Consider the following 24,666-nt stretch of genomic DNA (forward strand, 5'->3'; position numbering starts at 1 on the left):
GGCAAAAATTTAGTTATTTAGTTGTTCTCGGCAATTGCTCCTGCATTGCTCTACCTCCTGCATCCATGCAGTCGTAAATCAGAAATTTTTAACGCAGGTAGCGACTGGTTTAATCACTCAAAATGATTAAGTATTTTTGCAAAATGGTATTAGTGGTCAAGGAAGTATGCCACACGCTGTGATTGATGTATGGGGTCAAGTTTGGCAATACTTTAGTAATGAGCAGTGCCCACACATTCGCGCTTATAAAACTGACTACGAGTTTTATAAAAGTAGCGATGAGGTTGAGGTGTTTATTTCTGTTGAATAGCAATGCACTAAACAACGCGTGTAAACCCCCATTACAAATTGACTAAATACGCCGCTTAATGCGGCGCTGGCTATTTATAAAAACTCAGTGCTATTTGTTCAGCTTTTGCATAGGCGTTAGTGAGTGAACGCTGATGCCTTTCATCATTAAACTCTTGGTATTCACTTGCAATTTCGTCGATTTTCTCAACGCCTAAATACAGACTCAATGTGCGTAGATGAGGCACTAAATGGCTCATATGCTCGCGTATCCCACCTTGCTCGAAGCCAAACTCGCCTGTAGAGGTAATGATCACTAAGCGTTTACCATTTAGCAGCGGTTTTAAAGGAAAATCACCACGTCCTAAGTCAAAATCAAAAGTTTTGTTAATGCGAACTATTTGATCAAACCATGCTTTTAGTTGCGCGGGCATACCGTAGTTATACATAGGAGTTGAGATCACGATAGTGTCGGCCTTAGCGACTTCACTAATAAGTTCATCTGACTCAGCAAGCAGCGCTTGTTGTTCTATGGTTTGCTTATTAGCCGGTGTGAACACAGCACCTATCCACGCTTGAGTAATAAAAGAAGGCGGGTGAATCCCTACATCACGATAGATATACTCAGCTATTGCATTAGTATTTTGTAAGCAGCTTATAAAATGTTTAGCAATATTCTTTGAAATTGAATCATGGCTTGAATTATCATTTTTTGCCGCACGTACGCTAGCATCAATATGTAGAAGGGTAGTCATAAGTAAAACCTCATTAGTTAATGTATGGGTATCATCAATAAATTGAGGCGTTTTAACAAACGAGTTAAAATTCACTATAAGTAAGTTATACTCAGCTATAAATCTGCGAGAGTTTTTTATGCAAGTATCATTACAATCCTTAAAAGCCTTTGAGTCGGCTGCGCGCTTGGGCAGTTTTAAAGCTGCAGCTGCAGAACTTGCGATTACGCCTACCGCAGTTTCACATCATATAAGTAACCTCGAAAGTCGTTTAAACACCGATTTATTTCATCGTGAAGTAAGAAAAATCACCTTAACTGAAACGGGTGAATACTTGAGCCTGAGCACTTCAAAAGGGTTTAAACTAATTTTTGATGCGCTAGACACGCTAAGCCAAGCAAATAACCACATTCGGATAACAACCACCTCATCGCTTGCCGCAATGAGGCTAATACCTGCTTTACATACGCTAAACACACAGTATCCACAATTAACGCTCGATATATCAACCAGTGAAGCGCTGGATAAACAATTGCATACTTTACCCGTTAGACTTGGGAATAAAGAAGAAATCAACGAAGCTGATATCATAAAATATGAGGCTTTTAATGTCTTTGCTGCAAGCACGCACCAGCGCGCACCTTGGCTAAATGGGCACGTTACTTTGTACACTAGTCAATGGAAAAACAACGCATTAGCTGCGCCCCCTCTCACTGAGTGGCTGACTAAAAACAACCAAAGCTCATCGCAGTTCGAGATTAAGTCGTTTGATCAGGAGTTATTTGGTATTCAACAAGCATTGGCAAATAATGGCGCTGTATTTTGCTCAAACACGTTGGTCAAACCCTATGTTGATGCAGGGTTACTCACACACTTTAAGAGCCGTGCTGTAGAATCACAGCTTTGTTATTACATACCCGATAAGTCTCGCTTTGAGACAAACACACATAAAACCGTAATTGAGTGGTTAGAGCGATTATTAAATTAAACATTTAGTAATCTGTAACGGGGGTTTACAGCTTGCATAAAAAAGCCGCAGTTTAAGTTATTAAGCTGCGGCTTTTACTAAAAGCTAAATTACGGCTTGAGTAAATGCTTTTCAAAGAAGTTAGCCATCATCGTGTGATAATGCAGGGTCGTGCCTTCACCTTCACGCAGGCTGTGAGAGCGGTTCGGGTATGAGAAAAACTCGAACTGTTTATTGTGCTTAACTAATTCGTTAATTAAACGTTCTGAACCTTGGTAATGCACGTTGTCATCGCCAGTGCCGTGGATCAGCAACAATTTACCTTGCAAGTCTTTGGCAAAAGTAATTGGCGAGGTATTGTCGTAACTTTCAGGATCCGTATTTGGATTACCAGCATAACGCTCTTGATAGATGGTGTCGTACAAGCGAATATCAGGGACTGGGGCTGAAGCAATGCCCACTTTGTACTTGTCGCCATGGCGGAATAACAAGTTAAGTGTTGAGCTGCCGCCACCTGAGTGACCCCATACGCCAACACGGTCAGTATCAATTACATCCCAGCGCTTTGCCATTGCATCAAGTGCATCCACTTGGTCGCGCACAGTGATTGAGCCAATTTTTTTGTAGATTGATTTACGCCAATCTCGGCCTTTCGGCGCACGTGTACCGCGATTATCAACCGAGGCAACAATAAAGCCTTGTTGTGTTAAGTACGACTTATACAAGTAACTGTTGCCTTCCCAGCGGTCTTGAACTGTAGAACCCCATGGCTCACCGTATACATAAAATACGATAGGGTACTTTTTGCTTTTATCCATATTAGCAGGGAACATAATGTAACCATCAAGCTCAACACCATCACGGGCATTTACTGTAAAGAACTCGTGTGTTGGTAATTGTTCAGTTGTAAGCTTTTCTTTTAGCGCTTTATTCTCAACTAAGGTTTTCACATTGCTGTGATCACTTACTTTGATGATTTCTTTCATGGGGGGTGTGCCAAACTTAGAGTAGGTATGCATTGCCCATGATGTGTCTTTCGACATGTAGTAGCTATTAGAGCCATCAAATGACTCTGGCGTTACACGCATCGGTTTTGTGCTTCCATCAAGCGATGTACGAAATAAATAACGCTGGCCCGGATCATCAGGTGAAGCTGTGAAATACATCACATTTTTATCTTCGTTTAACGCCAACATATCAATAATGTCGTATTCGCCCGGCGTTAAATCAATGATACTTTTGCCATCACGAGAAACACGATAAAGATGACGCCATCCATCTCGCTCACTGTGCCAAATAAAGAATGTGCCATCTTTTGACCAGTTAGCTTTATAGAACCACTCAATGAATGCATCGTCTTTGTCTTCAAGAATTTTAGTTAGCTGTTGCTTTTTCCAATCAAATAACCACACTTTGTTGTGGCTTTGCGGGCGATTAAGATCTTGGATCATTAATGACTCTCCCGTGCCAGCCCAGCTAATACGTGGGATATAACGGTCACGGTTATCGCCACCCAGTTCTGCCCAACGCGTTTTTTTATCACTTAAGCTTACCACACCAACTTTTACGGCAGAGTTCATTTCGCCCGCTTTTGGATACGGAAACTCTTTGAGTGTCGGATAAAGCTCGTCGGTGTTATTGATCATAGTGAAATATTTCACACCACTGGTATCAAGCTGCCAATAAGCGATAGATTTATTGTCAGGGCTCCAACGGAATCCATCTCGAATAGTAAACTCTTCTTCGTATACCCAGTCAAAGTTACCGTTAACGAGGGTGTCATTGCCATCGGTAGTTAATGCAGTAACCGCTTTGCTGCCTACTTTTTCCATGTAGATATTGTTATCACGCACATAGGCCACTTTAGAGCTATCTGGTGAGAACTTTGCGAACATTAATTTTTTAGCTTCAACGTTTTCACCACCTAATTGATACAGCGAGTCTGTCTCTAGGTTTAAAAGCCAAAAGTCACCACGGCTACGTGAACGCCAAACTTGCTCACCATTGGTAAACACCATCAGCCACTTGCCATCTTTTGACCACTGATAACTTTCAACGGTTAACGGCTCTTTTTCGCCTTCTGGGATCAGTTTTTCGTAGCTAACAAGCACTTTTCGATTTGTACCATCGGCATTATAAAAAACAATGTCGTTGCCTTTTACACCATGTTCATCGTCTTTGGCTTTATCGTCTTGTTTGTTTTTATCGCTTTCACGCTCTTCAAGCACTGTGTAACCCGTGCCGTCGTCGAGCCATGTGAAATAGGTGCTACGTTGTGCTTTAAAGTCTTTGTCTTTGTATATTTGCTCAAGTGAAAGAGGATTAGAGTTTGCGCTCACTGTTGTGGTTGTATTGGCCTGCTCAGTACTTGAGCATGCTTGTAGTCCCAAACCTGCAACAACGGCAAACGCGAGGGCTGATGTTTTTATTAAGTTCATTTTGTTATCCCTTGGTTTTAACTAACCTAGCGTAGCAAAATAAGTTAATAAAATCTGAGTTTTTATCGTATAAACAAGGGGGTTGAACTTAATCATCCCACAAAAACATACTGGCATGTTTATTAGCAATACGCAGTTCATATATATCACTACATGGTCGACTAGCGGCTCCGTAACACACATGCAGTGGTAACAAATGCTCCTCACGAGGATGATTAAAGCGTGCTGCTGGCGCCATTTGCCATTCTAATAACTTAGCGTGACGCTGTTGTTCTGTAAGCGATGTATTACCGCACACATCAACAAGCCACTGCTCAAAAGCGAGATTTTGCATTTTGATTTCGGCTGTTTCCGGTGTAAAAAAAGCGCGCATATTATGGAAAGTAAACCCTGAGCCTATAATCAATAGGTTGTCGTAATGCAGGTTTTGCAGCGCTTCGCCTATTGCTAGATGCACGTTTGGTAATAGGCTAGGGTGCAACGACAACTGCACGCAAGGTATATCTGCGTCTGGGTACATTATCTTCAAAGGGACATACATGCCATGGTCGAAGCCTCGAGTGGGGTTCAACTCACTGTCAATATGTGCAGTTGTGAGTGCTTGATGAACTTGCTCAGCAAGCACTGGCTCACCGGGACATGGGTATTCTATAGAATATGCAGAATCCGAAAATCCATAATAATCATATATAAGCTCAGGCGCAGCGGAAGAGGTAATATTTATTGGGTTGGCTTCCCAATGGGCACTGATCATCAAAATAGCTGATGGCTTTTTAATTTTTGCTGCAACAGATTGCAAACAGGTAACCATATCAGCATGACTGGCATCGCCTAATAGTGGCATTGGGCCACCACCATGAGAAACAAAAAAGACGCGTGGCTTTTGCATAAACGGGCTCCTTACTTACGTTGTTATGTATAGTGCACGCACAGAGGCTCAATAACCAGCCACATAAATGCACAGCTTAGGTGTGATTTTACACACAAACAGTTTGTAAGTACTAACTTAACAACCATACAGTATTCATTGCGGGTATTTTCCCTTTAAGCCCCCCTTCTAATGGCTCTCGACAAAGTAAGGTTAATTGATAATACGCGTCGTAATGCTGATGAAGCTCGTTGGCAGTAACGTTAAATGGAGGACCTGAAAACTCACTCTGTTGATACTCAAACACCACAACCAATTGCTGCGCTTTATTGGCTAACTGTAAAATGTGTTGCGTGTAACGTACTCGCATTGATAATGGCAATGCCACTAATGCCGCTCTATCATACACAGCGTTTACCGTACCAAGTTGTTCAGGAGTCAATGTAAATATATCTCCCACCCACACAGTTAAATTAGCGCTCTGATAACACGTTAGTGTGCCATGGTTAGTAATCTCTGGTGTGAGGTTTAATTCTTGACAAAGCTGCTTAATTGCAATTTCACTTAACTCAGCGCCCACAACTTTCATGCCGCTGGCTAACAAAAAATGAATATCGTGCGTTTTGCCACATAGAGGCACAAATACGGTATCGCCAGGTTGCAAACTCAAGTTGGTAAAATACTGATCCAGGTAACGATTAACATCCCCTTCATGAAATCCTATTTCATTATTTTCCCAACGATTATGCCAATGTTTTGCGTCCATCAATAACTCCTAAATAAACAACACAAATTGAGCTGATAAATATAACCCTACACCAAATAGTAAATGGGTGGTGAGAGTTTTCAAACGTGCTTGGTTTGGCTTAGCTGTATTAACAGCCATAACTCCTAATCCTAAAGCAGGTTGCATAACAAAAAATGGCATGACCGTGCTGAACAATCCGAATAAACAGGCAGGTAAAAATAGCGGTGAAGTCATCCATTCCTTACCAATTAATAACACAAAAAACAGAGAAAATAGGGCGCCGATGATGTAATGCAAAATCCAACCAACAACACATTCGCGTTCTTTAGCTTCACTGGCAGCAATATCGACATGTTTAAATTGCCCCGCTGCCATAGTAAGGGCCCAACGCCCAACAGAGCAAAAGTTTAATGTAGTCTGGTTAAAGCACTTTTTAAAAAAATAACTCCATATATCAATTGAAAGCGTGGCAACAAGGCCAATAACTATCGCCTGAATAAATTGAAGGAAGGTCATATTTATACCAAGTAGTGAATCATAAAAAACATGATAAACAATTACAAAAATGCTAAAAACAACAACATAAACAAACTATGATTGCATAAATGAAATGATGATTGATGACATTGCACTGTTCATACATATCGTTAAACAAGGCGGAGTTACAGCAGCAGCCGATTACCTATCTGTACCAGCAGCAACAGTTTCAAGGCGATTACAACGGCTTGAACAGCGCGTTGGTGAAAAACTATTAAATCGTACAGCAAGGCAATGCACATTAACTCACGTTGGCGAAGTGTACTTTCAAAGCTACGTAGAGTTAGTGGAGCAATTTGAGCAAACTCACCATCAATTAAACGATCAAAAAGCGAAATTAACGGGCAAGCTAAAAGTACTCGCCCCCCTGAATATTAGCCATGGATTTTTAAAACCTATGTGGCTTGCCTTCACGAAACACTACCCAGAAATTCAACTTGAGTTACTGCTAAACAACCAACGTGACGATCTCAGTAAAAACCAAGCAGATATCGCTATTCGTATTGGTCCGCAAACTGATTCACACTACCAACAAAAGAAACTAGGCAGTGTCGATACATTATTTGTCTCGACAGAGCGCTATTTAAGTGACGCTCCCTCACTCAGTACCCCAGCAGATTTAAGGCAACACCGGCTTATAGGCACGACGCTCAGAAATAAATGGCAACTAAACAACCTAAAAACAGGCGAAACACAGACTTACATGTGCCGGTTTGCTAGCACATTTAACGACACCGGTTTTGTGAAATACTTAGTCTGTGATGGCCAAGGTGTGGCGTTGTTACCACGCTTTGAGATTATTGATGAGCTTAAAAGTGGACAACTCAAGCAAGTGCTCCCTTTATGGCGTGGTGAAAGCAGAGAGATATATGCAATTTGGCCAAGCGGGCGATTACTTAGTAAAAAAGCGGTTTGTCTAAAACAGTTCGTGACACAGTTTATTTCTGAAACACTATAGCCATGCGTATTCCATTTGTTTTGCTGTTAATAAAGCGTGCTCTTTATTTATCAGCTCTGCCACTAACGCTAAGCTCATATCAATGCCTGCAGAAATACCACCAGACGTGGTAAATTTTCCATCGGTTACCCAACGTTTATTGGCAATCACTGTCAAGTCTTTAAACATAGCAGCGAGATCACTTTGATCCTGCCAATGAGTTGTGACATTTTTTTTGCATAACAGCCCTGTTTTAGCTAACAAAAATGCGCCTGTGCAGACACTCGCAACCCGTTTTGTTGTTGATGCGGTGTGGGTTAACCACTCAATCACTGCGCTTTTTTCAAGCTCATGCGTATGGTCGCCACCAACCACTATAAACACATCAAGTTCTGGGCAATCAGCAAAGCTGTAATGGGGGTTTACACTGAATCCGCCACGCGCATTCACAGGGCCGTTAGTCTGTGCAATTAAACTTACTTGCCAATCATTGTTGGCTAAACGCTTTGCGGTGCTGAACACTTCAAACGGACCCGAAAAATCAAGCACTTCAGCATCATCATAAATGTAGATCCCAATATTCATACAATTGTTCCTAATATGTGGATTTATTTATCCAGTAAAAAATCGTACTATGCCATTTTTGCAGAGCGTTAATAACATATTATTAAATTAGTACTGTATACAAATAAATCTTTAAGGCATTGTTAATGCGTTTATTATTATTACTGTGTGGCCTGCTTGTTGGGTGTAAATCAACAGAGCAAACCGTCACTGAAATCAGTGAAATATCGCCAGGTACAGTTTTGTATCAAGGCGAGACATCAAGACAAAATGTTGAAATGTTCGAAAGCGTGCTTGTGAATAGCAAAAACAAAATCGATACCCTAGTGATCAACAGTGAGGGCGGCGATGTTATGGCTGGTCTCCATTTAGGCGGCTTAGTTCACGAGTATCAATTAAAAGTGATTGTACGCGAATTGTGCGCCTCATCATGTGCAAACTATGTGATAACGGCAAGCCCAGATGTTCGCGTTGAAGAGCAGGGGATCATTGGCTGGCATGGAGGAGCTTTGCAACCGTTATATGTGCCAATGGAGAAAAATACGCAAATAACAAATTACATTGCAAAGTGGCAAGAAGCAGAAAAACAATTTTTTGAAACGATTAATGTAGAACAGGCGATAACCATTATTGGGATGATGCCTGGCATAACCGAAAAACGTGATGCCCCGATATACAGTTATGATGTAAACACATTAAAACGCCTCGGCTTGCATATACAGTTTGAGGGGGGGCAAACTGGGCTATCTACCAAGGGTGAAAAAGTAGTGCAGATCTTTGAGCTTGAAGAGGCTGTGCTTAGCCATTTTTTAATGCTGAACAGAATCGTCTCGGCAGAGCTAATCAACTAACTAAAAAGCCAACATGTTGTTGGCTTTCACAAACGCATACGTGCGGGATATTTACGGGATTAATCAAGCTCTAACTGCGCTCTCTCGACACTGTCACTCGGGAGCTCTTTTTGCACAGATACACCCAACTCTTTAAACTCCGACGCTTGCTTAATTAAGTTTCCTTTTCCGCGATAAAGTTGTGAAAAGGCCTTATCGTAGCTTTCTTTAGCTCGATCGAGCTGTTTACCAACGCCTTCCATACTGGTTAAAAAGCCATTAAGTTTATTGTAAAAGCGCTCAGCACGGGCGGCCAATTCTTTTGAGTATTTTGTTTGCTCTTCAAATCGCCATAGTTGCTTCACAATATTTAAACTGGTTAGCAGGGTCGTTGGTGTCGCCACCAAAATATTCTTTTCGATCGCTTGCTGATATATATCACTCTGATATTTAAGCGCTTCAACAAATGCAGACTCAATGGGGACAAACATAACGACCACCTCGGGTGAGTTAATTCCTGGGAGTCTGTCGTATGCCTTACTGGCCAATTCATTGATACGCGATTGCACCGCAGTTACATGCTCTTTAAGTGCTTGTTGTGCTTCAAGCTCATTGTCGGCATTAACGTAGCGTGTATACGCATTGAGCGAGGTTTTAGCGTCGATCACTAAATGTCGTTCTTGAGGTAAATAAACCACAACATCGGGGCGCAGACGCCCGTCTTCAGTATTAAATGACACTTCTCGCTCATAATCGATTCCTGCGCGAAGCCCTGCGCTGTCTAAGACGTTTTCGAGCATTAATTCGCCCCAATTACCTTGTGTTTTCTTTTGCCCCTGCAAGGCGGTACTGAGCCTGTCTGCTTGTTCTGTTATGGCCTGGCTTTTTGCCTGTAAATGTAAAAGCTCGGTTTTTAATGCGGCACGTTGTTTTAAGTCTTCAACATGAATTAGCTCCATTTTATCGCGGAAGCCTTTTAACTCACCTTGAACGGGCTTTAATAACTGTTCAATACTTTCTTGGTTGAGCGTTTTAAACCGTTGTGATTTTTCTTCAAGAATTTGATTTGCTAGGTTTTCAAACTCTTTTTTGAGCTGTTCTTTACTGTCTTTTATATGATTAAGTTGTTCTTTAAAGTGCAGTTCTTTTTGTTCTAAGGTGCTGCGTAAAGTACTTAAATCGACATCGCGTTGATTTAGCATTGCTTTGGTGTCAGCGAGTTCTGCTTCAACTCGTCGCCAAAATTGATTAAATTGCTGCGCTTGCTTTTCTTGCTCGACAAAGCGGGTTTTAAAGTGTTGAGATTCATCACGTTGCTCTGCGTAATCTTGCTGTAACTGCGACAGTGTTAACTGACTTTCTTGTAACTGTTGTAGCTTCTGCTCTAATTGATTCTGCTGTAACTGATGGCTATTTTCCAGTGCGACTAACTGGCTTTTTAAGCGACTCTTTTGCAACGAAAGCACAGTACCTGCAGCCAATACTCCTAGTGCACAACCGCTTGCAATCTGAAGCCAATCAATGTGGCCTAATAGCTCTGTAATCATAATGAAAACTCAATAACTTAAAGACACTTCATCATAACGAATTACATGACAGCAGAGTAGGGGAGTAGGCATAAAAAAAGCCAGCTCAAGGTGAGCTGGCTCTAACATTACTAAATTTAGTAACCAAATGGGAAATCAACATAATGCTCATGTAAACTGCAATTTAACAACAAGCATAATAATAGACGCCACTAAATTTGATTAGTTCAAAAAAAGTTTAAAAAAATTTAATTTTTTATCAGCGCCAACATCTGCTCTTCATCAAACTGAGTAAAACTCATTGATTTATCAGTAAATAATGCATCAACTAACGCTTGTTTATGCTGCTGCATTTTAAATACTTTTTGTTCAACAGAGTTGGCCATAATCAATTTATACACAAACACAGGGTTGGTTTGACCTATTCGATATGCCCGATCGGTTGCCTGTTTTTCAACTGCAGGGTTCCACCATGGGTCAAAGTGAATCACGGTATCTGCTTGGGTTAAATTTAACCCGGTGCCACCGGCTTTTAGGCTTATTAAAAAGACTGACGATTCACCTTCGGTAAACTCTTCAATAACACGACTGCGATGTCGAGTTTGACCGGTCAACATACTAAAGGTAATTCCTAACTCACCTAAACGCTCTGCAATCACATCTAAAGCGGTCGTAAACTGGCTAAATATAATGACTTTACGACCTTCACTTAACATAACGGGTAAATGCTTAGAGAGCCATTCAAGCTTTGCACTACCCGCCTGAGTTGTTGGATCAATAAGTTTGGGATGACAACAAATTTGTCTTAATTTTAGTAACGCGTCCAAAAACGCAAGCTTACTCTTTTGCACACCTTGTTGGGCAAACAAGTCAACCAGCTTTTGCTCTAGCGATTGCGTTATACCGGTGTAAATTTCTTTTTGTTTCGCTTCGAACTCAAACTCTTTAACCAGCTCTGTTTTCTCGGGAAGTTCTTGCGTTACCTGCGCTTTTGTTCGGCGTAAAATAAAAGGCATGATCAGCGATTTAAGTTCATCGGCTCGTTTAACATCGTTATCGCGCTCAATAGGTGTTTGAAAATATGTTTTAAAGTGCGCTTGCGAGCCCAGGAGTGAGGGCATTGCAAAGTCGAGCAACGACTTAAGCTCAAACAGGTTATTTTCGATAGGCGTGCCACTTAAGCACAATTTAAAATCGGCATTAAGGCGCTTAACCAAACGCGATACCTGCGCGGCATCATTTTTAATGTACTGGGCTTCATCCAGAATGATGTTTTCAAAATACAGTGGCGAGTAATATGCAATATCACGTTTTAACAAAGGGTACGTTGTTAAAATGCAATCGGCCTGCGATAACTGCTGGAGTTGCTCGTTTCGTAACGAACCAAATACGGTGGTGATTTTAAGGTTACGCGCAAACTTATTAATTTCACTTTGCCAATTTCCTACCAAGCTGGTCGGGCAAACAATTAAAGTAGGGCCAGCTTGAGGCCGTTGTTTGGCATTCGCTAAAAAGGCAATAACTTGTAAGGTTTTACCCAATCCCATGTCATCAGCCAAAATCCCCCCCAACTGATGACGTTTTAAAAAGTTAAGCCAATCAACACCATGTTGCTGATACTCTCGAAGTTGTACACCGTCATTCAATCCCTGAATATCGGACTTTTTAACCACCGGATGGGTGTTCGTTAATTCAGTTAAATATGCATCAAGGGCATCATCAACAATACTGACTTTAATTGCTTTTTGGGCGATTAACTGGGGTAAAAATGACAACGGCATGAGTATTTCATCACGCGTTTTTATATGCTCAAAACGTTCGCGGTATTCATTAAGCTGAGTAATCGCTAACTTATCAACAACAGCAAAACGTTTACCTACGCTGAAATAATAATAACGTTCACTTTGACGATTGAGAGACTGAAAATTGTTATCCGCTGTAAAAAGTTGCTGCGTTTTTACACCAGAGATCACGATTTTACTAACTATTTGATGACCTTTTCCTCGCTCAACTTGAAGCGATATTTGCTTTAATGCTTTACTAACATCAAGTTCATCATTAATTTTCCAGCCGCGTTTAAGCAGGGTAGGGATAATTTCGAATTTCAACCAGTGTGCATGTATAACTGATTGTTTATTAAATACAAACTCGGTTTGTAAAGCCCCTTTACAAAATTCAAACCCTAAGTTCGTTAGCTCATTAACAACGGTATTCTCAAGCGATTGATTAATAATCCCCTCGGGGGCTTGGCTTAGTTCGTAAAGTGAATTTTGATAGTTAAATTGAAGCGATAGACCAATGTTTCCCTCATCGTTGCGTATGCTTATAACGGGAAAGACAGAACGTGATTGATTCTTTTTACTTTGCTTAAATGCATGCGGAATAACACCCTCACCAAAATTGTCATTGAGTTGTTGGTATACACGATCAAAGTTTTCGTTGTGTATCGCAGGCATGTTAGCCAATAACGCAATTTCATCTGCAGTCAAAGGAGTTCGGATACGGCCAATTTTAAGTGTGTCTGGATCTAGGTAAGTCGGGGGTGTCGTTTTGAGTAACAACCAATTATCTTGCCCTGCTAGTGACAAAGATAATGAGGTTAAATCACTATTTTGCTGCCAGCTAAATTCTAAGGCTTGCATGGTATCTGCTTTAATAGCCTGGCGAGAACGGCCTAAAAATAATCGTTGTGTCGCTATAAGTTGTTGTAATGCCGCAAAGCCCCATGAGCCTTTCAACTCAAGCTTACCGAGCGCGTTTTGAGAGCGGATCCAACTATATAATCTAAAGTCAGTTTCGAGTAAATCAGTCGGTGTAACAAAGCTATTTAATTGTTGTTCTGTTAAATTACGGCCCAATGTGTAGTTATGCTCAGGATCATAATTAGCAATTTTAGGGGTAAGGGTAACAGCCGATTTTTCAACATCTAAAACAAATAATAATACATGTTTTGCTGTGTCGGTTGTTGATTGCTTTAGCGTCTTTAGCTCACTAAACCAATCATTAATAATATAGTCCTCACCATAATCGCCTGAATGCTCAATTTTTAATTTAAGCAAAACCGCAGCAATATGACGGCACTTTGTTTTTGAACCACACGTACAATGTGAATCAACTGAAAATCCGGTTGGTAATTTACTGATCTCGATATGCTGGGTAAAAGTATTCCCTTCGTTACCAAACATAGAAGCATCAATCACACTAAAGTCACTACTATGCTCAAGCCAATTGATTTGGCCGTTCTGATGGTACTCTTTTGCTTTACTTAGCACATGCGGCTTAAATAGCTGCTTGATGAATCGCTCTGACAGCGGAAACTGTGTTTCTTGCTCTTGTTTGATTTCTTCAAAGATAGCTAATAAGTCATTTTTGGATAAGTTAGCAGACATAACGCTTTTAACAGTAAAAACAAAAAATAATTCTGCCAGTATATGATCTATCAGCGCCCAGCTAAAGCACTATTCCTTTATTTCGGACTGGTTGGAGCTGATTAGTTGGTAAAATTATGTTTTTGTCTAAAAAAATACAGCCAAAGAAGAGGGCTCGACTATTTAACGAACAACAAACGCACAAGATATAAACAACTTAATAACAAGGCAGGGCCTTTACAGATCACTTTTTTACTAAGGAAACAGTGAAAAGGCTTAAATAGCCTGTAAAGGGGCAGATAGTTAGTAAAAATCTGATCTATGGATGCGAATTGAGCAAATTTTAAGATATTTAGATCAGTATTTTACTAACAAAATAGGGTAAGAGATCACGCTTTTACTAACAATAAAAGCGTGACAGATCGCTATTTTACTAACTAATTAAAGCTATTTAATAACTTAGTAAGCTGCTCTAAACGCTTGTCAGTCATCACTTTATTATCGATTTTTACCGATAAATCACCGCTTTTAATGTTTCTCTGTACGGTCACAAATTCACTTTCTATGAGTGATTCACGACGGCTTGGCGTAGCGGGTTCGACTGTTAAGTACTTAGTAATGGCTAGCGCACGCTTATCATCACTGCTTATGGCGTTTATTTCGCTGTCAGTGCTGATTTCACTTACAAGGCGAGTGAATGCCTGCTCGTCACGCTCTTTCGCCGCAATAAGCTTTTTAGCCACTTCTCGGCCAACATGATTCGCTGTTGGGTAGAGGCTCAGTACAGAAGCGGGTAAATTTTCATAGGCTTTAATGGCATCCGCTATTGCTGTATGTGATACCCCTTCAATTGCTGCAATCTCACGGTACGAGCCCTTTTTGCCTTCTGCAATTAATTCATCACGGGTTTGCTGATAAGCTTGTCCAAGCTCCCACAGACTGGGGGCAATGTATTGATCAGAAGAGACCGCAAGTATTTTTGCATCTTGTTCAGTGAAATCTTCTGAACTTAGCACTAAATAGTCCGAACCACTTAAAATACACGCTTTGCGACGACGCGAGCCGGCTAAAACAAGCATTTCAGTGCCTTTATCCCAGCAAAGGGCAGGGTGTTGGTTTCGTCCGTCTTCAGCGATAGCCGGCAAAATATCAGCCACCGATTTTTCATTCAATAACGACTGAACTCGACGGTTCTTGCCATACACTTTAGTTTTAGATTCGATTTCAGAACTTGGAATGACTTTACATACCAGAGTGATTTGGCGCGTAGGATCACTTGGCGCGGGCATGCTAATAACATCGCCAGCATTAGCTTGTTCAAGTAAAGCATCTAGGCTGCTGCTTTCAATTGACGTTGAAAAAGGATCTAAGCTGGTATCATTTTTACGTTTTTTAGCCATCTTAATCATTTACCTTACTTAGCTGTATTCAATTTTGATTGAGTTGATTGCCAATTAGAACGAATCAACATTTCAAGCTCATCAACCACATCTTTAATATTCTCTTGAGCACGTAGTAATGATTCTCTACTTGCGAGACTGTCAGACGTTTTTTGGTCAAATATGGTATTAAAAGACGATGAACTCGCCGTGATAGCGGAGCTATGGTTTATTGGGTAACTCATAACTTGACGTCCAAAGGCACTGCGCACGTCTTTAACAATATCGCGTTGTGAATGATTGCCTTTCACGTAATTTGTAACGAGGAACTGCATAAAATCCCATCCTTGATGCCCTAAAGCAGCAACCGTGTGATAGATCTCGCCTAAACGTTTTAAGTATTTATTGTTTGCATCAAAATCAACAGCTTCAGGATGAACAGGAATAAGCATCGATGTTGAAGCCATTAAAGCGTTATAAAACATAAAGTTAAGTGATGGAGCTGTATCGATTAAAATAATATCAAATTGATCTTTTACAGGCTCAATCACTTTTTCTAATAATTTATGATAGTGACGTGTTTTATCGTAACTTGAACTATCTTTTAACAGTGTGGCTGTTTCATGTTCAAAATAAAAATCATCCATACCAGAAGGTAAAATACGAATATTGGGAATGTGAGTCGGTAAAAATGAATTAGTAACAAGTTCGTCCCACGTTTCATTTTCTTCAAGCTCAATGCAATCACGCATTAAGTCACCCACAGTAATTGGATCTGGTTCACTTGGCGGGAAGAAACTCGATGATGAGCCTTGTGGATCTAAGTCAATAATACCAATTCGATACCGTTTAATATTGGTTGTAGCGAGGGCCGCTGCAATATTAACCATGCTGGTTGTTTTACCACAGCCACCTTTCAAAGAGTTAATGACAATAACTTGTAGTTTGTCATCTGTTGTGCGGTGATCTGGCTTGATATCCATGATATCTGCCATAGCGAAAATATTGACTAGCGTATAGGCATAATGTCCATTTGCACCTCGTTTGATGTTTAATTCATCAAAGTCACCATTATCATGACGTCGCTTTAACGTTCTGTTATTACAGCCTAAAAGATCTGCTGCGGCTTTTTGAGTATAGGTGCGAAGTTCTTTTTCTTCCGATTTAAGATGAGCACGATAATGTTGGATACGTCCTTCTAGCGATTTTTCAGCAACTTCAGCTGTTGCTTTTAATAACCGGTAAGTGGCTAGCGCATTATTATTAATAGACATACTTTCTTCCTCAAAGTTATGCTTTAAGTATAATGTCCATTCAAATTGCTGTAAACAACTATTTTGTACGACATGCCTTTTATTAATAAGACATTTAAGAAAAATTTGTAATCTAATTGAAGCTAAGTATAAATAAGTAAGATTAGAATTGGTTAAAGATATAGGTATATAAGGTTAACGTGCTAAAATAGCAATCTATGTTACTGATTAACCAGAATATTATCAAAAAAAGCAGATCATGTTTTTACTTGGTTAAGATCAGATCTCTTATAACTCGCAGATCAGCTTAATACTAACTAAAAAACCAGCTGCTTAGTTATGCACAGGTTAGTCACTAGTTTATGCACATTTTTACTGCTGTAGATCACGATTTTACTAACTAAATTAGAGAGTTATGCACTGAAGCAAAATCAGAATAGTGCATTTTGTTAGTATAGATCTGATCTATAGTTGGTACAGATCAGATCTATGCTAACTCAGTAAGCATTTATCCACATGCTTTTGTAAAAATGGGTTTATGTGTCGTGTTTTTTGACCTGAAAATGAATTTTAACATGACATAATATTCACTGAGTTAGTAAAATTTTGACCCATACACTATAACTTAGTAAAAATCTGATCTGAAAAGTTCTAGAATTAATCTAGTTAGTATAAAACTGATCTCAAGAAAATATTTCAGATCGGATCAAGTTTATACTAACTTAAACATTTAACTTTTTAAGTTTTATGTGTTGTTATTAACTGTCGAAGAAAAATTGGAAATAAGAACAATGAGCCGAAAGGTCAACATCTCAGTGGATAACCTTCCCGATACATTACGCGGGCAAATCCATGGGGTGGAAAGTGCAATCGATAATGAAAGTCTTGCACTGTTTACAGACAACAAAGATGTGCGCGTTTCAATTGAAAATGCAGCACATGGTTTGAGAGCTTACTCAAATACCTTTAATCATTATGATTTGTGGGGACGTTTTGTTCGTTCAGGTCATAAAAAGCTTCCGGTTGAAGAAGCACCAAAAAAGACAATTGTTACAAGAAGAATTTCAGAAAAAGTTGATGGGATTCTCTATGATGGCGAAATTAAAATTACCCCAGCAGTTGTCAGCACACGAAAAGATGGTGAAGACATTGAATATTTAGTATGGCCATCCGATCGTGAAGAAAAAGTTGAACGTGCATTAATACGTTTGGCCTCTAAAGGTAAAATTGTAAAAATTAATTTTAAATCGGGTATTCAATACGCGGTTGTTTTTTCAATGAATGAGTTGGCACAAGAATTAAAAGCGGTTGGTCAATCAATGCCGTATCCGCAGATTAAAGAATCGCTTGAAGCTCTTCAAGGTTCTAAGTTGTCATTTAAATATTCTGCAACTGACACGCGCAACTCTGATATTGATGATTCATTTTACGAGTCGAACATGAACTTTTTATCGTCGCTTCACTTTAGCGGTAAAAAAGGACAAGGCGGTAATGTAAAATGTGTGGCATGTTTAAATGCGTTTGTTCATAACATGATCGATAACCTTGAGTACAAAGGCTATTATTTTAATAGTGCTCAAGAACTGAAACGCGGTTTATCTCGCTGGATGATGTTACGTTTGTATCATCTTTGGCGTTATGCTGCGCCAGGTAAGACATATCATTTTAGATTGTTATCAATCATGGAAAAGTACGGCTCAATTTATTCGACAGATGAAATCACTGAGAATAAATTAAAAGCGTTACGTCGTGATATGACCACAACGATGAAAGATTTAATAGAAAAAGGCGCGATATCAGAATACAACATCACAAATGTGAAAGATGATAAAACGGGTAATATTATTGATTACACATACGAAATGCATCCGTCTGATCAATTTTGTGATGAAATTTTAGCGCTCAATAAACACAATAAACGAATTGAAATTCAAGGCGGTAAACGTATCGTTGAGAATGCTGTGTTAATTGATGAAGATAAAATAGAAGAAATAGTCGAAGATTAAATTTATATTTCTTATCTCCAATACTGTTACATGTTAAAGGCCACTAAAGTGGCCTTTTTAACATAATCAATCTGTTACTTGTTCCAAATAAAGTCGATCTACTAAAAAGTCATATTCTTTTTTACGGGGATGACTCTCAGGTTTTTGATAATCATTTAGTGCTCCAAGTTTTACATCCGGTTCTGGATTTATAAGAATGAATGGTAATGCGGCACTCACATGATATCGGTTTTGAGCAGTGTATCGCACATTAACTTGTGGACTAACACGGGTAGGTCTTCGAATTCTTAATTTATCTTTATCATTTAAACTCGCAACACGGCTTTGTTCTTGTGCAACAAGAGATTGCCAAGTATGTTGATCTATCATTCTAGGGTTAGAGTAACTCGCCGATTTATCAAGCATGGCCAATGCCATTTTTTTGGATAAAGTTTTAGTTGCATGTTTGTGCATCCATGTGAACCTGACCGAGTAGGGTGATTCAGTTTCAAAATGAATTTTACGATATGCTGCAAGCGTAATTAAATTTGGTACAGCGTTATGCACTGCTTCAAATCGAGCATCATTATTATCGATAGCGAGTATACAGTTTTTAAAGTCAGCTTTTGCTTTATTCAATTGTTGAATGCGGGCTGTAAGTTGATTTTTATCAACATCATGAAGTACCAATAACCCAGGATGACGTTTTAAAACTCGACTACTAATCCCTGGTTTTTTATAAAGGTCTAAATACGAGTTAATAATTAATTTGTGCGCTTCATCACCTTCGAACTTTTTGACAGGAATCAGTGAGGGTATTTTTTTCTCATCGTTAATATCCGTTTCTGGTAATTGATAATAAAACGCTTTTTTAAAACCAACTTGTTTTAGATCATCGCAAAATAATTGGGTTAATTCGCTGACTAAATCAAATTGACTACGAATTTCTAACTTAGAAGTCATAAGAACACATCTTACCTTATCATGAGTTAATATTACCTTAGCTCCTTTGATTTATAAAGGATAAATTTCTATCAAATGCTGACCTCACTTTAACATTAAAATTAGTATGATGTGTTCTTTATTATATCCCTTAGCATGCTTTTTCAATATTTCAATCCGCTGTTTATTTTTATCTAAATACAGTGTAAAGCTGAGGTTACACTGAGCTTTATTATGGGTAAGATGTGTTCTTAATTTTATTGCTCACTCACATTCTGCAAATCTAACTTAAGCTTTTGTTTTAATTAGCTATGATATAGTTGATGTCCAGTCAATCAATGCTTTGGTTTATCAAATAACTAAATAATTGAAAATAGGTGAATATAGTCCTTGAACTTACCCTGTGCATTAAGTTAGTTTTCATTAACGGTCTATGTTAGGAATGAGGAAAGAACATGCAATCGTGGAACCCAGATAGCTGGAGAAACCTGCCGATACTTCAGCAGCCAGAGTACCCAGATAAAGAAGCCCTTAAACAAGTTGAAGGGCAATTAAAAAGCGCACCGCCTTTAGTGTTTGCCGAAGAAACGCGTAGCTTATTTAAACAATTAGAAGATGTATGTGAAGGACGTGCCTTTTTACTTCAAGGTGGTGATTGTGCTGAATCATTCAGTGATTTTAATGCCGCCAATATTCGCGATACATTTAAAACTCTATTACAGATGGCTGTTGTCTTAACCTATGGCGGTAAATGCCCTGTTGTTAAGATTGCACGCATGGCAGGTCAATACGCAAAGCCACGTTCGTCAGATTACGAAACCATTGATGGGGTTTCATTACCTTCATATCGTGGTGATATTGTAAATAATTTTGAATTCACCGAACAAGCACGAATACCCGATCCACAACGTTTAATGACTGCTTATCACCACAGTGCGGCTACGTTAAACTTATTACGAGCATTTGCACAAGGTGGCCTTGCTGATTTGCATCAGGTAAATCGTTGGAATATGGGCTTTGTTGCTGCAAATCCATTAAAAGAGAAGTACCAACAACTTGCAGATCGCATTCAAGATGCGCTTGAGTTTATGGAAGTATGTGGTATTGACTCTACGGTTGCACCAAGTTTAAAAGAAACAGATTTATTTACATCGCACGAGGCGCTATTACTTGGCTACGAAGAAGCACTAACACGTCGAGACCATTTATCAGGTGATTGGTATGACTGTTCTGCGCACTTTGTGTGGATTGGTGAACGAACTCGTCAATTAGATCATGCTCATATCGAGTTCTTTAAAGGTATTAAGAACCCAATCGGTGTAAAAGTAGGTCCTGGCATGGACCCTGACGAGTTGATTAAGTTAATAGATGCAATTAACCCAGATAATATCCCTGGTCGCTTAACATTAATCACACGCATGGGTGCAGACATTCTACCAGAAAAACTGCCAGCGCTTGTTCGTAAAGTACAGCAAGAAGGACGCAAGGTTATCTGGAGCTCAGACCCGATGCACGGTAATACTGAAAAAGCGAGCTCAGGATATAAAACACGAAGCTTTAATAATATACTTCGAGAAATTAGCCAGTTCTTTGCAGTCCATAAAGCCGAAGGCTCATACCCTGGTGGTGTTCACCTTGAGATGACCGGCCAACATGTAACTGAATGTACAGGTGGGGCATATGGGCTGTCAGATGAAGATTTAGCTCAACGTTACCGCACGCAGTGTGACCCACGTTTAAATGCAGATCAGGTATTAGAGTTAGGCTTCCTTGTTGCAGACTTATTAAAGGATGCGCGCAAGTAATCTCGCTTTACTTATTAAGTATTAAAAGGCTGCATAGTGCAGCCTTTTTTATGTCCGATACTAATTATGAAGAAAAGTTGGTTAGTACTTACGACGCTCAAGCCCTGTATCAGATATAATTTTGGCTGATATTTCTTCAACAGAGTGATGTGTAGAATTCAAATATTGAATTTTTTGCTTTTTATAAAGCATTTCAACTTCGCGGACTTCGATTCGACATTGTTTTAATGATGCATATTTTGAGTTCGCCATGCGTCGCTGTCGTATATCGGCAAGTCTGACAGGGTCGATTGTTAAACCAAATAGTTTATGTTTATACGACTTCAAACATTCAGGTAGGCTGCCACGCTCTAGGTCATCTTCAGTCAATGGATAGTTTGCTGCTTTTATTCCATATTGTAATGCTAAATAGAGGCTAGTAGGGGTTTTACCACTGCGACTTACGCCCACCAAAATGATATCAGCTTCAGCATAGTTTTTTATATTAGCGCCATCATCGTTTGTTAGCGCGTAGTTAACGGCATCAATTCTAAAATCGTAGCTTTTTTCATGCATAGAGTGTGTACGGTGAACTTTAGGCACAGGCGCAACTTTGAGCTCTTTTGCTATTTGGTCACTGTACTGAGATAAGAAATCGTAACACACCGCACACGAAGATTTAATAATTTCACTTAGCTCATGATTCACAAAAGTGAAAAATACCAAAGGCTGTTCGCCGTCGCGCTGGGCTGTTGAGTTGATTAAATTTTTAACTTCGTTGGCTTTTTTTTCTGTCTCAACGAATGGAATTGTTTTGTGATTAAAATCGACAGGGAACATCGACAATGTAGCATGGCCAAACACTTCAGAGGTGATAGCTGTTCCGTCAGAAATATAGAATGCAGTTCTCATAATTAACCTTTTTATTACCTTTATCTGCAAAATAGGGGCTTCACGGTTTACGTGAGGTCTGTTGCCAGTGTAGAATGATGGCGACCTTTTTAGAAGGTTTTCTTTCTTAACTCTCACAGTTAGTACTACAATTTGTTTTATGGAGAAAGATCCGTGCAAGAATACGTTCTCTGGTATCAAGAGCTTGGTATGCAAGATGTTCCACGTGTTGGCGGTAAAAATGCCTCACTGGGTGAAATGATCTCAAACCTAGCTAACGCTGGTGTACAAGTGCCAGGTGGTTTCGCTACAACTGCCGATGCATTTAACGAGTTCCTTGAGCAATCAGGGCTAAACTCAAAAATCCACGATATTTTAGACACATTGGATGTGGATGATGTAAATACACTCGCTAAAGTCGGTGCCGAAATCCGCCAATGGATTATCGACACACCATTCCAACCTAACCTAGACCAAGCCATCCGCGACGCATATAGCCAATTACATGGCGACGCATCTCAAGATGTATCATTTGCAGTTCGCTCATCTGCTACAGCAGAAGACATGCCAGACGCTTCATTCGCAGGACAACAAGAAACGTTTTTAAACGTACGTGGTATTGATTCAGTTATGACTGCAATCAAACACGTGTTTGCCTCATTATTCAATGACCGCGCTATCTCTTACCGAGTTCACCAAGGCTATGATCACCGTGGTGTTGCTTTATCGGCTGGTATTCAACGCATGGTACGTTCAGACAAAGCATCGTCAGGTGTTATGTTCAGTATCGATACTGAATCTGGTTTCGAAGACGTTGTGTTTGTCACATCAAGCTACGGTCTTGGTGAAATGGTTGTACAGGGTGCAGTAAACCCAGATGAATTTTATGTACATAAACCAACGCTTGCGAGCGGCAAGCCTGCAGTAGTTCGTCGTAACATCGGTTCAAAAGCAATCCAAATGATTTACTCAAGTGATGAATCACATGGTAAGCAAGTTGAAATCGTAGATGTAGATACTGCATTATCAAACAAATTCTCAATCACAGATGCCGAAGTTCAAGAACTGGCTAAGCAAGCTGTGATCATCGAAAAACATTACGGTCGTCCAATGGACATCGAATGGGCTAAAGATGGCAACGACGGTAAGCTTTACATTGTTCAAGCACGTCCAGAAACCGTTCGCTCAAATGAAGATGCCAACGTAATGGAACGTTTCCAATTAAATGGCTCGAGCAATGTTGTTGTCGAAGGGCGTGCTATTGGTCACAAAATTGGTGCTGGTACGGTACGAGTTCTTAACTCTATAGACGAGATGGACAAAGTACAGCAAGGCGATATCCTTGTTACCGATATGACCGACCCAGATTGGGAACCAATCATGAAACGTGCAGCGGCGATTGTTACCAATCGTGGTGGCCGTACATGTCACGCAGCTATTATTGCTCGTGAACTAGGTATACCTGCTGTTGTGGGTTGTGGCAACGCAACTGATTTAATTAAAGCAGGCCAAGATGTAACCGTTTCGTGTGCTGAAGGTGATACAGGTTATATCTACGAAGGCATTCTAGATTACGAAGTACTTACTTCGCGCGTTGATGAAATGCCAGAACTACCAATGAAAATTATGATGAACGTTGGTAACCCAGACCGTGCTTTCGATTTTGCCCGTTTACCTCATGCAGGTGTTGGCCTTGCACGTGTTGAGTTCGTTATCAACCGTATGATCGGTGTTCACCCTAAAGCACTATTAAACTTTGATGCGCAATCAGATGAGTTAAAAGCAGAAATTTCAGACATGATGGCTGGCTATGAGTCACCGGTTGAGTTCTACATTTCTAAGCTTGTTGAAGGTATTGCGACATTAGGGTGTGCGTTTGCACCAGAGCGTGTCATTGTTCGTATGTCTGATTTCAAATCAAACGAATACGCAAACCTAGTTGGGGGCCAGCAATATGAGCCGGAAGAAGAAAACCCAATGATTGGTTTCCGCGGTGCTGCTCGCTACATTTCTGAAGATTTCCGTGATTGTTTCGCGCTAGAGTGTGAAGCAATTAAACGCGTTCGCAACGAAATGGGTATGACGAACATCGAAATCATGATTCCATTCGTACGTACCCTTGAAGAAGGTAAGCGTGTTATCGAACTTCTTGAAGAACATGGCTTAAAACGTGGCGAAAATGGTCTTAAAGTGATCATGATGTGTGAATTACCATCAAATGCGCTATTAGCTGAAGAGTTCTTAGAATACTTCGATGGTTTCTCTATTGGCTCAAACGATTTGACTCAGCTAACACTTGGTCTTGACCGTGACTCAGGTTTAATTGCACATCTTTTTGATGAGCGTAATCCTGCGATTAAAAAGCTGCTTTCAATGGCAATCCAAACTGCAAAAGCAAAAGGCAAATACGTAGGTATTTGTGGTCAAGGTCCATCAGATCATGAAGATTTTGCAGCATGGCTAGTTGAGCAAGGGATTGATTCTGTATCTCTTAATCCAGATACAGTATTAGAAACTTGGTTATACTTAGCTAAAAAGCTAGCAGACTAACTAGTGTTTATTAAAAAAATGCCAGCGATTATGCTGGCATTTTTGTTTACTCAATTAGAAAGAATAACGATGCACTT

At 39.9% G+C, this 24,666-nt stretch carries 19 protein-coding genes; 7 read left to right on the forward strand and 12 right to left on the reverse strand.

What is annotated here, in order from left to right; translation table 11 throughout:
- Positions 1-136: 136 nt before the first annotated feature.
- Positions 137-310 (forward strand): hypothetical protein, encoded by a 174-nt coding sequence (locus JIG41_RS13060; RefSeq protein WP_199524889.1) that lies wholly within the window; start codon positions 137-139, stop codon positions 308-310.
- 70 nt (positions 311-380) lie between these two features.
- Here JIG41_RS13060 and JIG41_RS13065 read toward each other — a convergent pair whose 3' ends face one another.
- Complete coding sequence (locus tag JIG41_RS13065; protein ID WP_075593465.1) at positions 381-1,043, reverse strand: FMN-dependent NADH-azoreductase; 663 nt, start codon at positions 1,041-1,043, stop codon at positions 381-383.
- Positions 1,044-1,161: 118 nt separating this feature from the next.
- Between JIG41_RS13065 and JIG41_RS13070 the strand changes: the two genes are divergently transcribed.
- Positions 1,162-2,010 carry a LysR family transcriptional regulator gene (locus JIG41_RS13070; RefSeq protein WP_075593363.1) on the forward strand — a complete coding sequence of 283 codons (849 nt, stop codon included), beginning with the start codon at positions 1,162-1,164 and terminating at the stop codon, positions 2,008-2,010.
- Positions 2,011-2,099: 89 nt separating this feature from the next.
- Here JIG41_RS13070 and JIG41_RS13075 read toward each other — a convergent pair whose 3' ends face one another.
- The 4 genes from JIG41_RS13075 to JIG41_RS13090 all read right to left on the reverse strand — a co-directional run bounded on the left by JIG41_RS13075 (position 2,100) and on the right by JIG41_RS13090 (position 6,559).
- The gene (locus tag JIG41_RS13075; protein WP_199524890.1) at positions 2,100-4,427 is read right to left on the reverse strand and encodes a S9 family peptidase; all 2,328 of its coding nucleotides are present in this window, start codon (positions 4,425-4,427) and stop codon (positions 2,100-2,102) included.
- 88 nt (positions 4,428-4,515) lie between these two features.
- Complete coding sequence (locus JIG41_RS13080) at positions 4,516-5,316, reverse strand: class III extradiol ring-cleavage dioxygenase (protein WP_199524891.1); 801 nt, start codon at positions 5,314-5,316, stop codon at positions 4,516-4,518.
- A 112-nt stretch (positions 5,317-5,428) separates the two neighbouring features.
- Positions 5,429-6,061: a thiopurine S-methyltransferase gene (gene tmpT / locus JIG41_RS13085; protein WP_118844979.1), complete on the reverse strand. Its 633-nt coding sequence runs from the start codon at positions 6,059-6,061 to the stop codon at positions 5,429-5,431.
- A 9-nt stretch (positions 6,062-6,070) separates the two neighbouring features.
- Entirely contained in the window at positions 6,071-6,559 is a 489-nt protein-coding gene (locus JIG41_RS13090; protein WP_199524892.1) for a DUF2938 domain-containing protein, read from the reverse strand.
- Positions 6,560-6,653: 94 nt separating this feature from the next.
- Between JIG41_RS13090 and JIG41_RS13095 the strand changes: the two genes are divergently transcribed.
- The gene (locus tag JIG41_RS13095; protein WP_083633622.1) at positions 6,654-7,538 is read left to right on the forward strand and encodes a LysR family transcriptional regulator; all 885 of its coding nucleotides are present in this window, start codon (positions 6,654-6,656) and stop codon (positions 7,536-7,538) included.
- Here JIG41_RS13095 and JIG41_RS13100 read toward each other — a convergent pair.
- Positions 7,533-8,102 carry a DJ-1/PfpI family protein gene (locus JIG41_RS13100; protein WP_180311833.1) on the reverse strand — a complete coding sequence of 190 codons (570 nt, stop codon included), beginning with the start codon at positions 8,100-8,102 and terminating at the stop codon, positions 7,533-7,535. The genes JIG41_RS13095 and JIG41_RS13100 overlap by 6 nt on opposite strands.
- Positions 8,103-8,227: 125 nt before the next feature.
- On the opposite strand from JIG41_RS13100, the gene JIG41_RS13105 reads away from it, so the two are divergent.
- On the forward strand, positions 8,228-8,932 hold the full coding sequence (locus tag JIG41_RS13105) for a hypothetical protein (protein WP_199524893.1): 705 nt from the start codon (positions 8,228-8,230) through the stop codon (positions 8,930-8,932).
- A 59-nt stretch (positions 8,933-8,991) separates the two neighbouring features.
- On the opposite strand, the gene rmuC is transcribed toward JIG41_RS13105, so the two are convergent.
- The 4 genes from rmuC to JIG41_RS13125 all read right to left on the reverse strand — a co-directional run bounded on the left by rmuC (position 8,992) and on the right by JIG41_RS13125 (position 16,458).
- A complete protein-coding gene (gene rmuC, locus JIG41_RS13110; protein ID WP_036972622.1) occupies positions 8,992-10,458 on the reverse strand; it encodes a DNA recombination protein RmuC in 1,467 nt (488 codons plus the stop codon).
- 227 nt (positions 10,459-10,685) lie between these two features.
- A complete protein-coding gene (locus JIG41_RS13115; protein WP_199524894.1) occupies positions 10,686-13,826 on the reverse strand; it encodes a DEAD/DEAH box helicase in 3,141 nt (1,046 codons plus the stop codon).
- A gap of 416 nt (positions 13,827-14,242) precedes the next feature.
- Positions 14,243-15,205: a transcriptional regulator gene (locus tag JIG41_RS13120; protein WP_036972625.1), complete on the reverse strand. Its 963-nt coding sequence runs from the start codon at positions 15,203-15,205 to the stop codon at positions 14,243-14,245.
- Between the two features lie 14 nt (positions 15,206-15,219).
- Positions 15,220-16,458 carry an AAA family ATPase gene (locus JIG41_RS13125; protein ID WP_036972627.1) on the reverse strand — a complete coding sequence of 413 codons (1,239 nt, stop codon included), beginning with the start codon at positions 16,456-16,458 and terminating at the stop codon, positions 15,220-15,222.
- A gap of 770 nt (positions 16,459-17,228) precedes the next feature.
- Here JIG41_RS13125 and JIG41_RS13130 point away from each other — a divergent pair.
- Positions 17,229-18,443, forward strand: a complete 1,215-nt coding sequence (locus JIG41_RS13130; RefSeq protein WP_036972628.1) for a hypothetical protein — start codon at positions 17,229-17,231, stop codon at positions 18,441-18,443.
- A gap of 66 nt (positions 18,444-18,509) precedes the next feature.
- Here JIG41_RS13130 and JIG41_RS13135 read toward each other — a convergent pair whose 3' ends face one another.
- Complete coding sequence (locus tag JIG41_RS13135; RefSeq protein WP_065979184.1) at positions 18,510-19,385, reverse strand: DNA replication terminus site-binding protein; 876 nt, start codon at positions 19,383-19,385, stop codon at positions 18,510-18,512.
- A 434-nt stretch (positions 19,386-19,819) separates the two neighbouring features.
- On the opposite strand from JIG41_RS13135, the gene JIG41_RS13140 reads away from it, so the two are divergent.
- Positions 19,820-21,169: a class II 3-deoxy-7-phosphoheptulonate synthase gene (locus JIG41_RS13140; protein WP_036972631.1), complete on the forward strand. Its 1,350-nt coding sequence runs from the start codon at positions 19,820-19,822 to the stop codon at positions 21,167-21,169.
- A gap of 81 nt (positions 21,170-21,250) precedes the next feature.
- On the opposite strand, the gene JIG41_RS13145 is transcribed toward JIG41_RS13140, so the two are convergent.
- Positions 21,251-22,060 (reverse strand): pyruvate, water dikinase regulatory protein, encoded by an 810-nt coding sequence (locus JIG41_RS13145; RefSeq protein ID WP_036972633.1) that lies wholly within the window; start codon positions 22,058-22,060, stop codon positions 21,251-21,253.
- A 153-nt stretch (positions 22,061-22,213) separates the two neighbouring features.
- Here JIG41_RS13145 and ppsA point away from each other — a divergent pair, with 153 nt between their 5' ends.
- On the forward strand, positions 22,214-24,589 hold the full coding sequence (gene ppsA, locus JIG41_RS13150; protein WP_065979183.1) for a phosphoenolpyruvate synthase: 2,376 nt from the start codon (positions 22,214-22,216) through the stop codon (positions 24,587-24,589).
- Positions 24,590-24,666: the final 77 nt, after the last annotated feature.

It is taken from the genome of Pseudoalteromonas sp. bablab_jr011 (genome assembly GCF_016464045.1).
GTDB lineage: Bacteria > Pseudomonadota > Gammaproteobacteria > Enterobacterales > Alteromonadaceae > Pseudoalteromonas > Pseudoalteromonas lipolytica.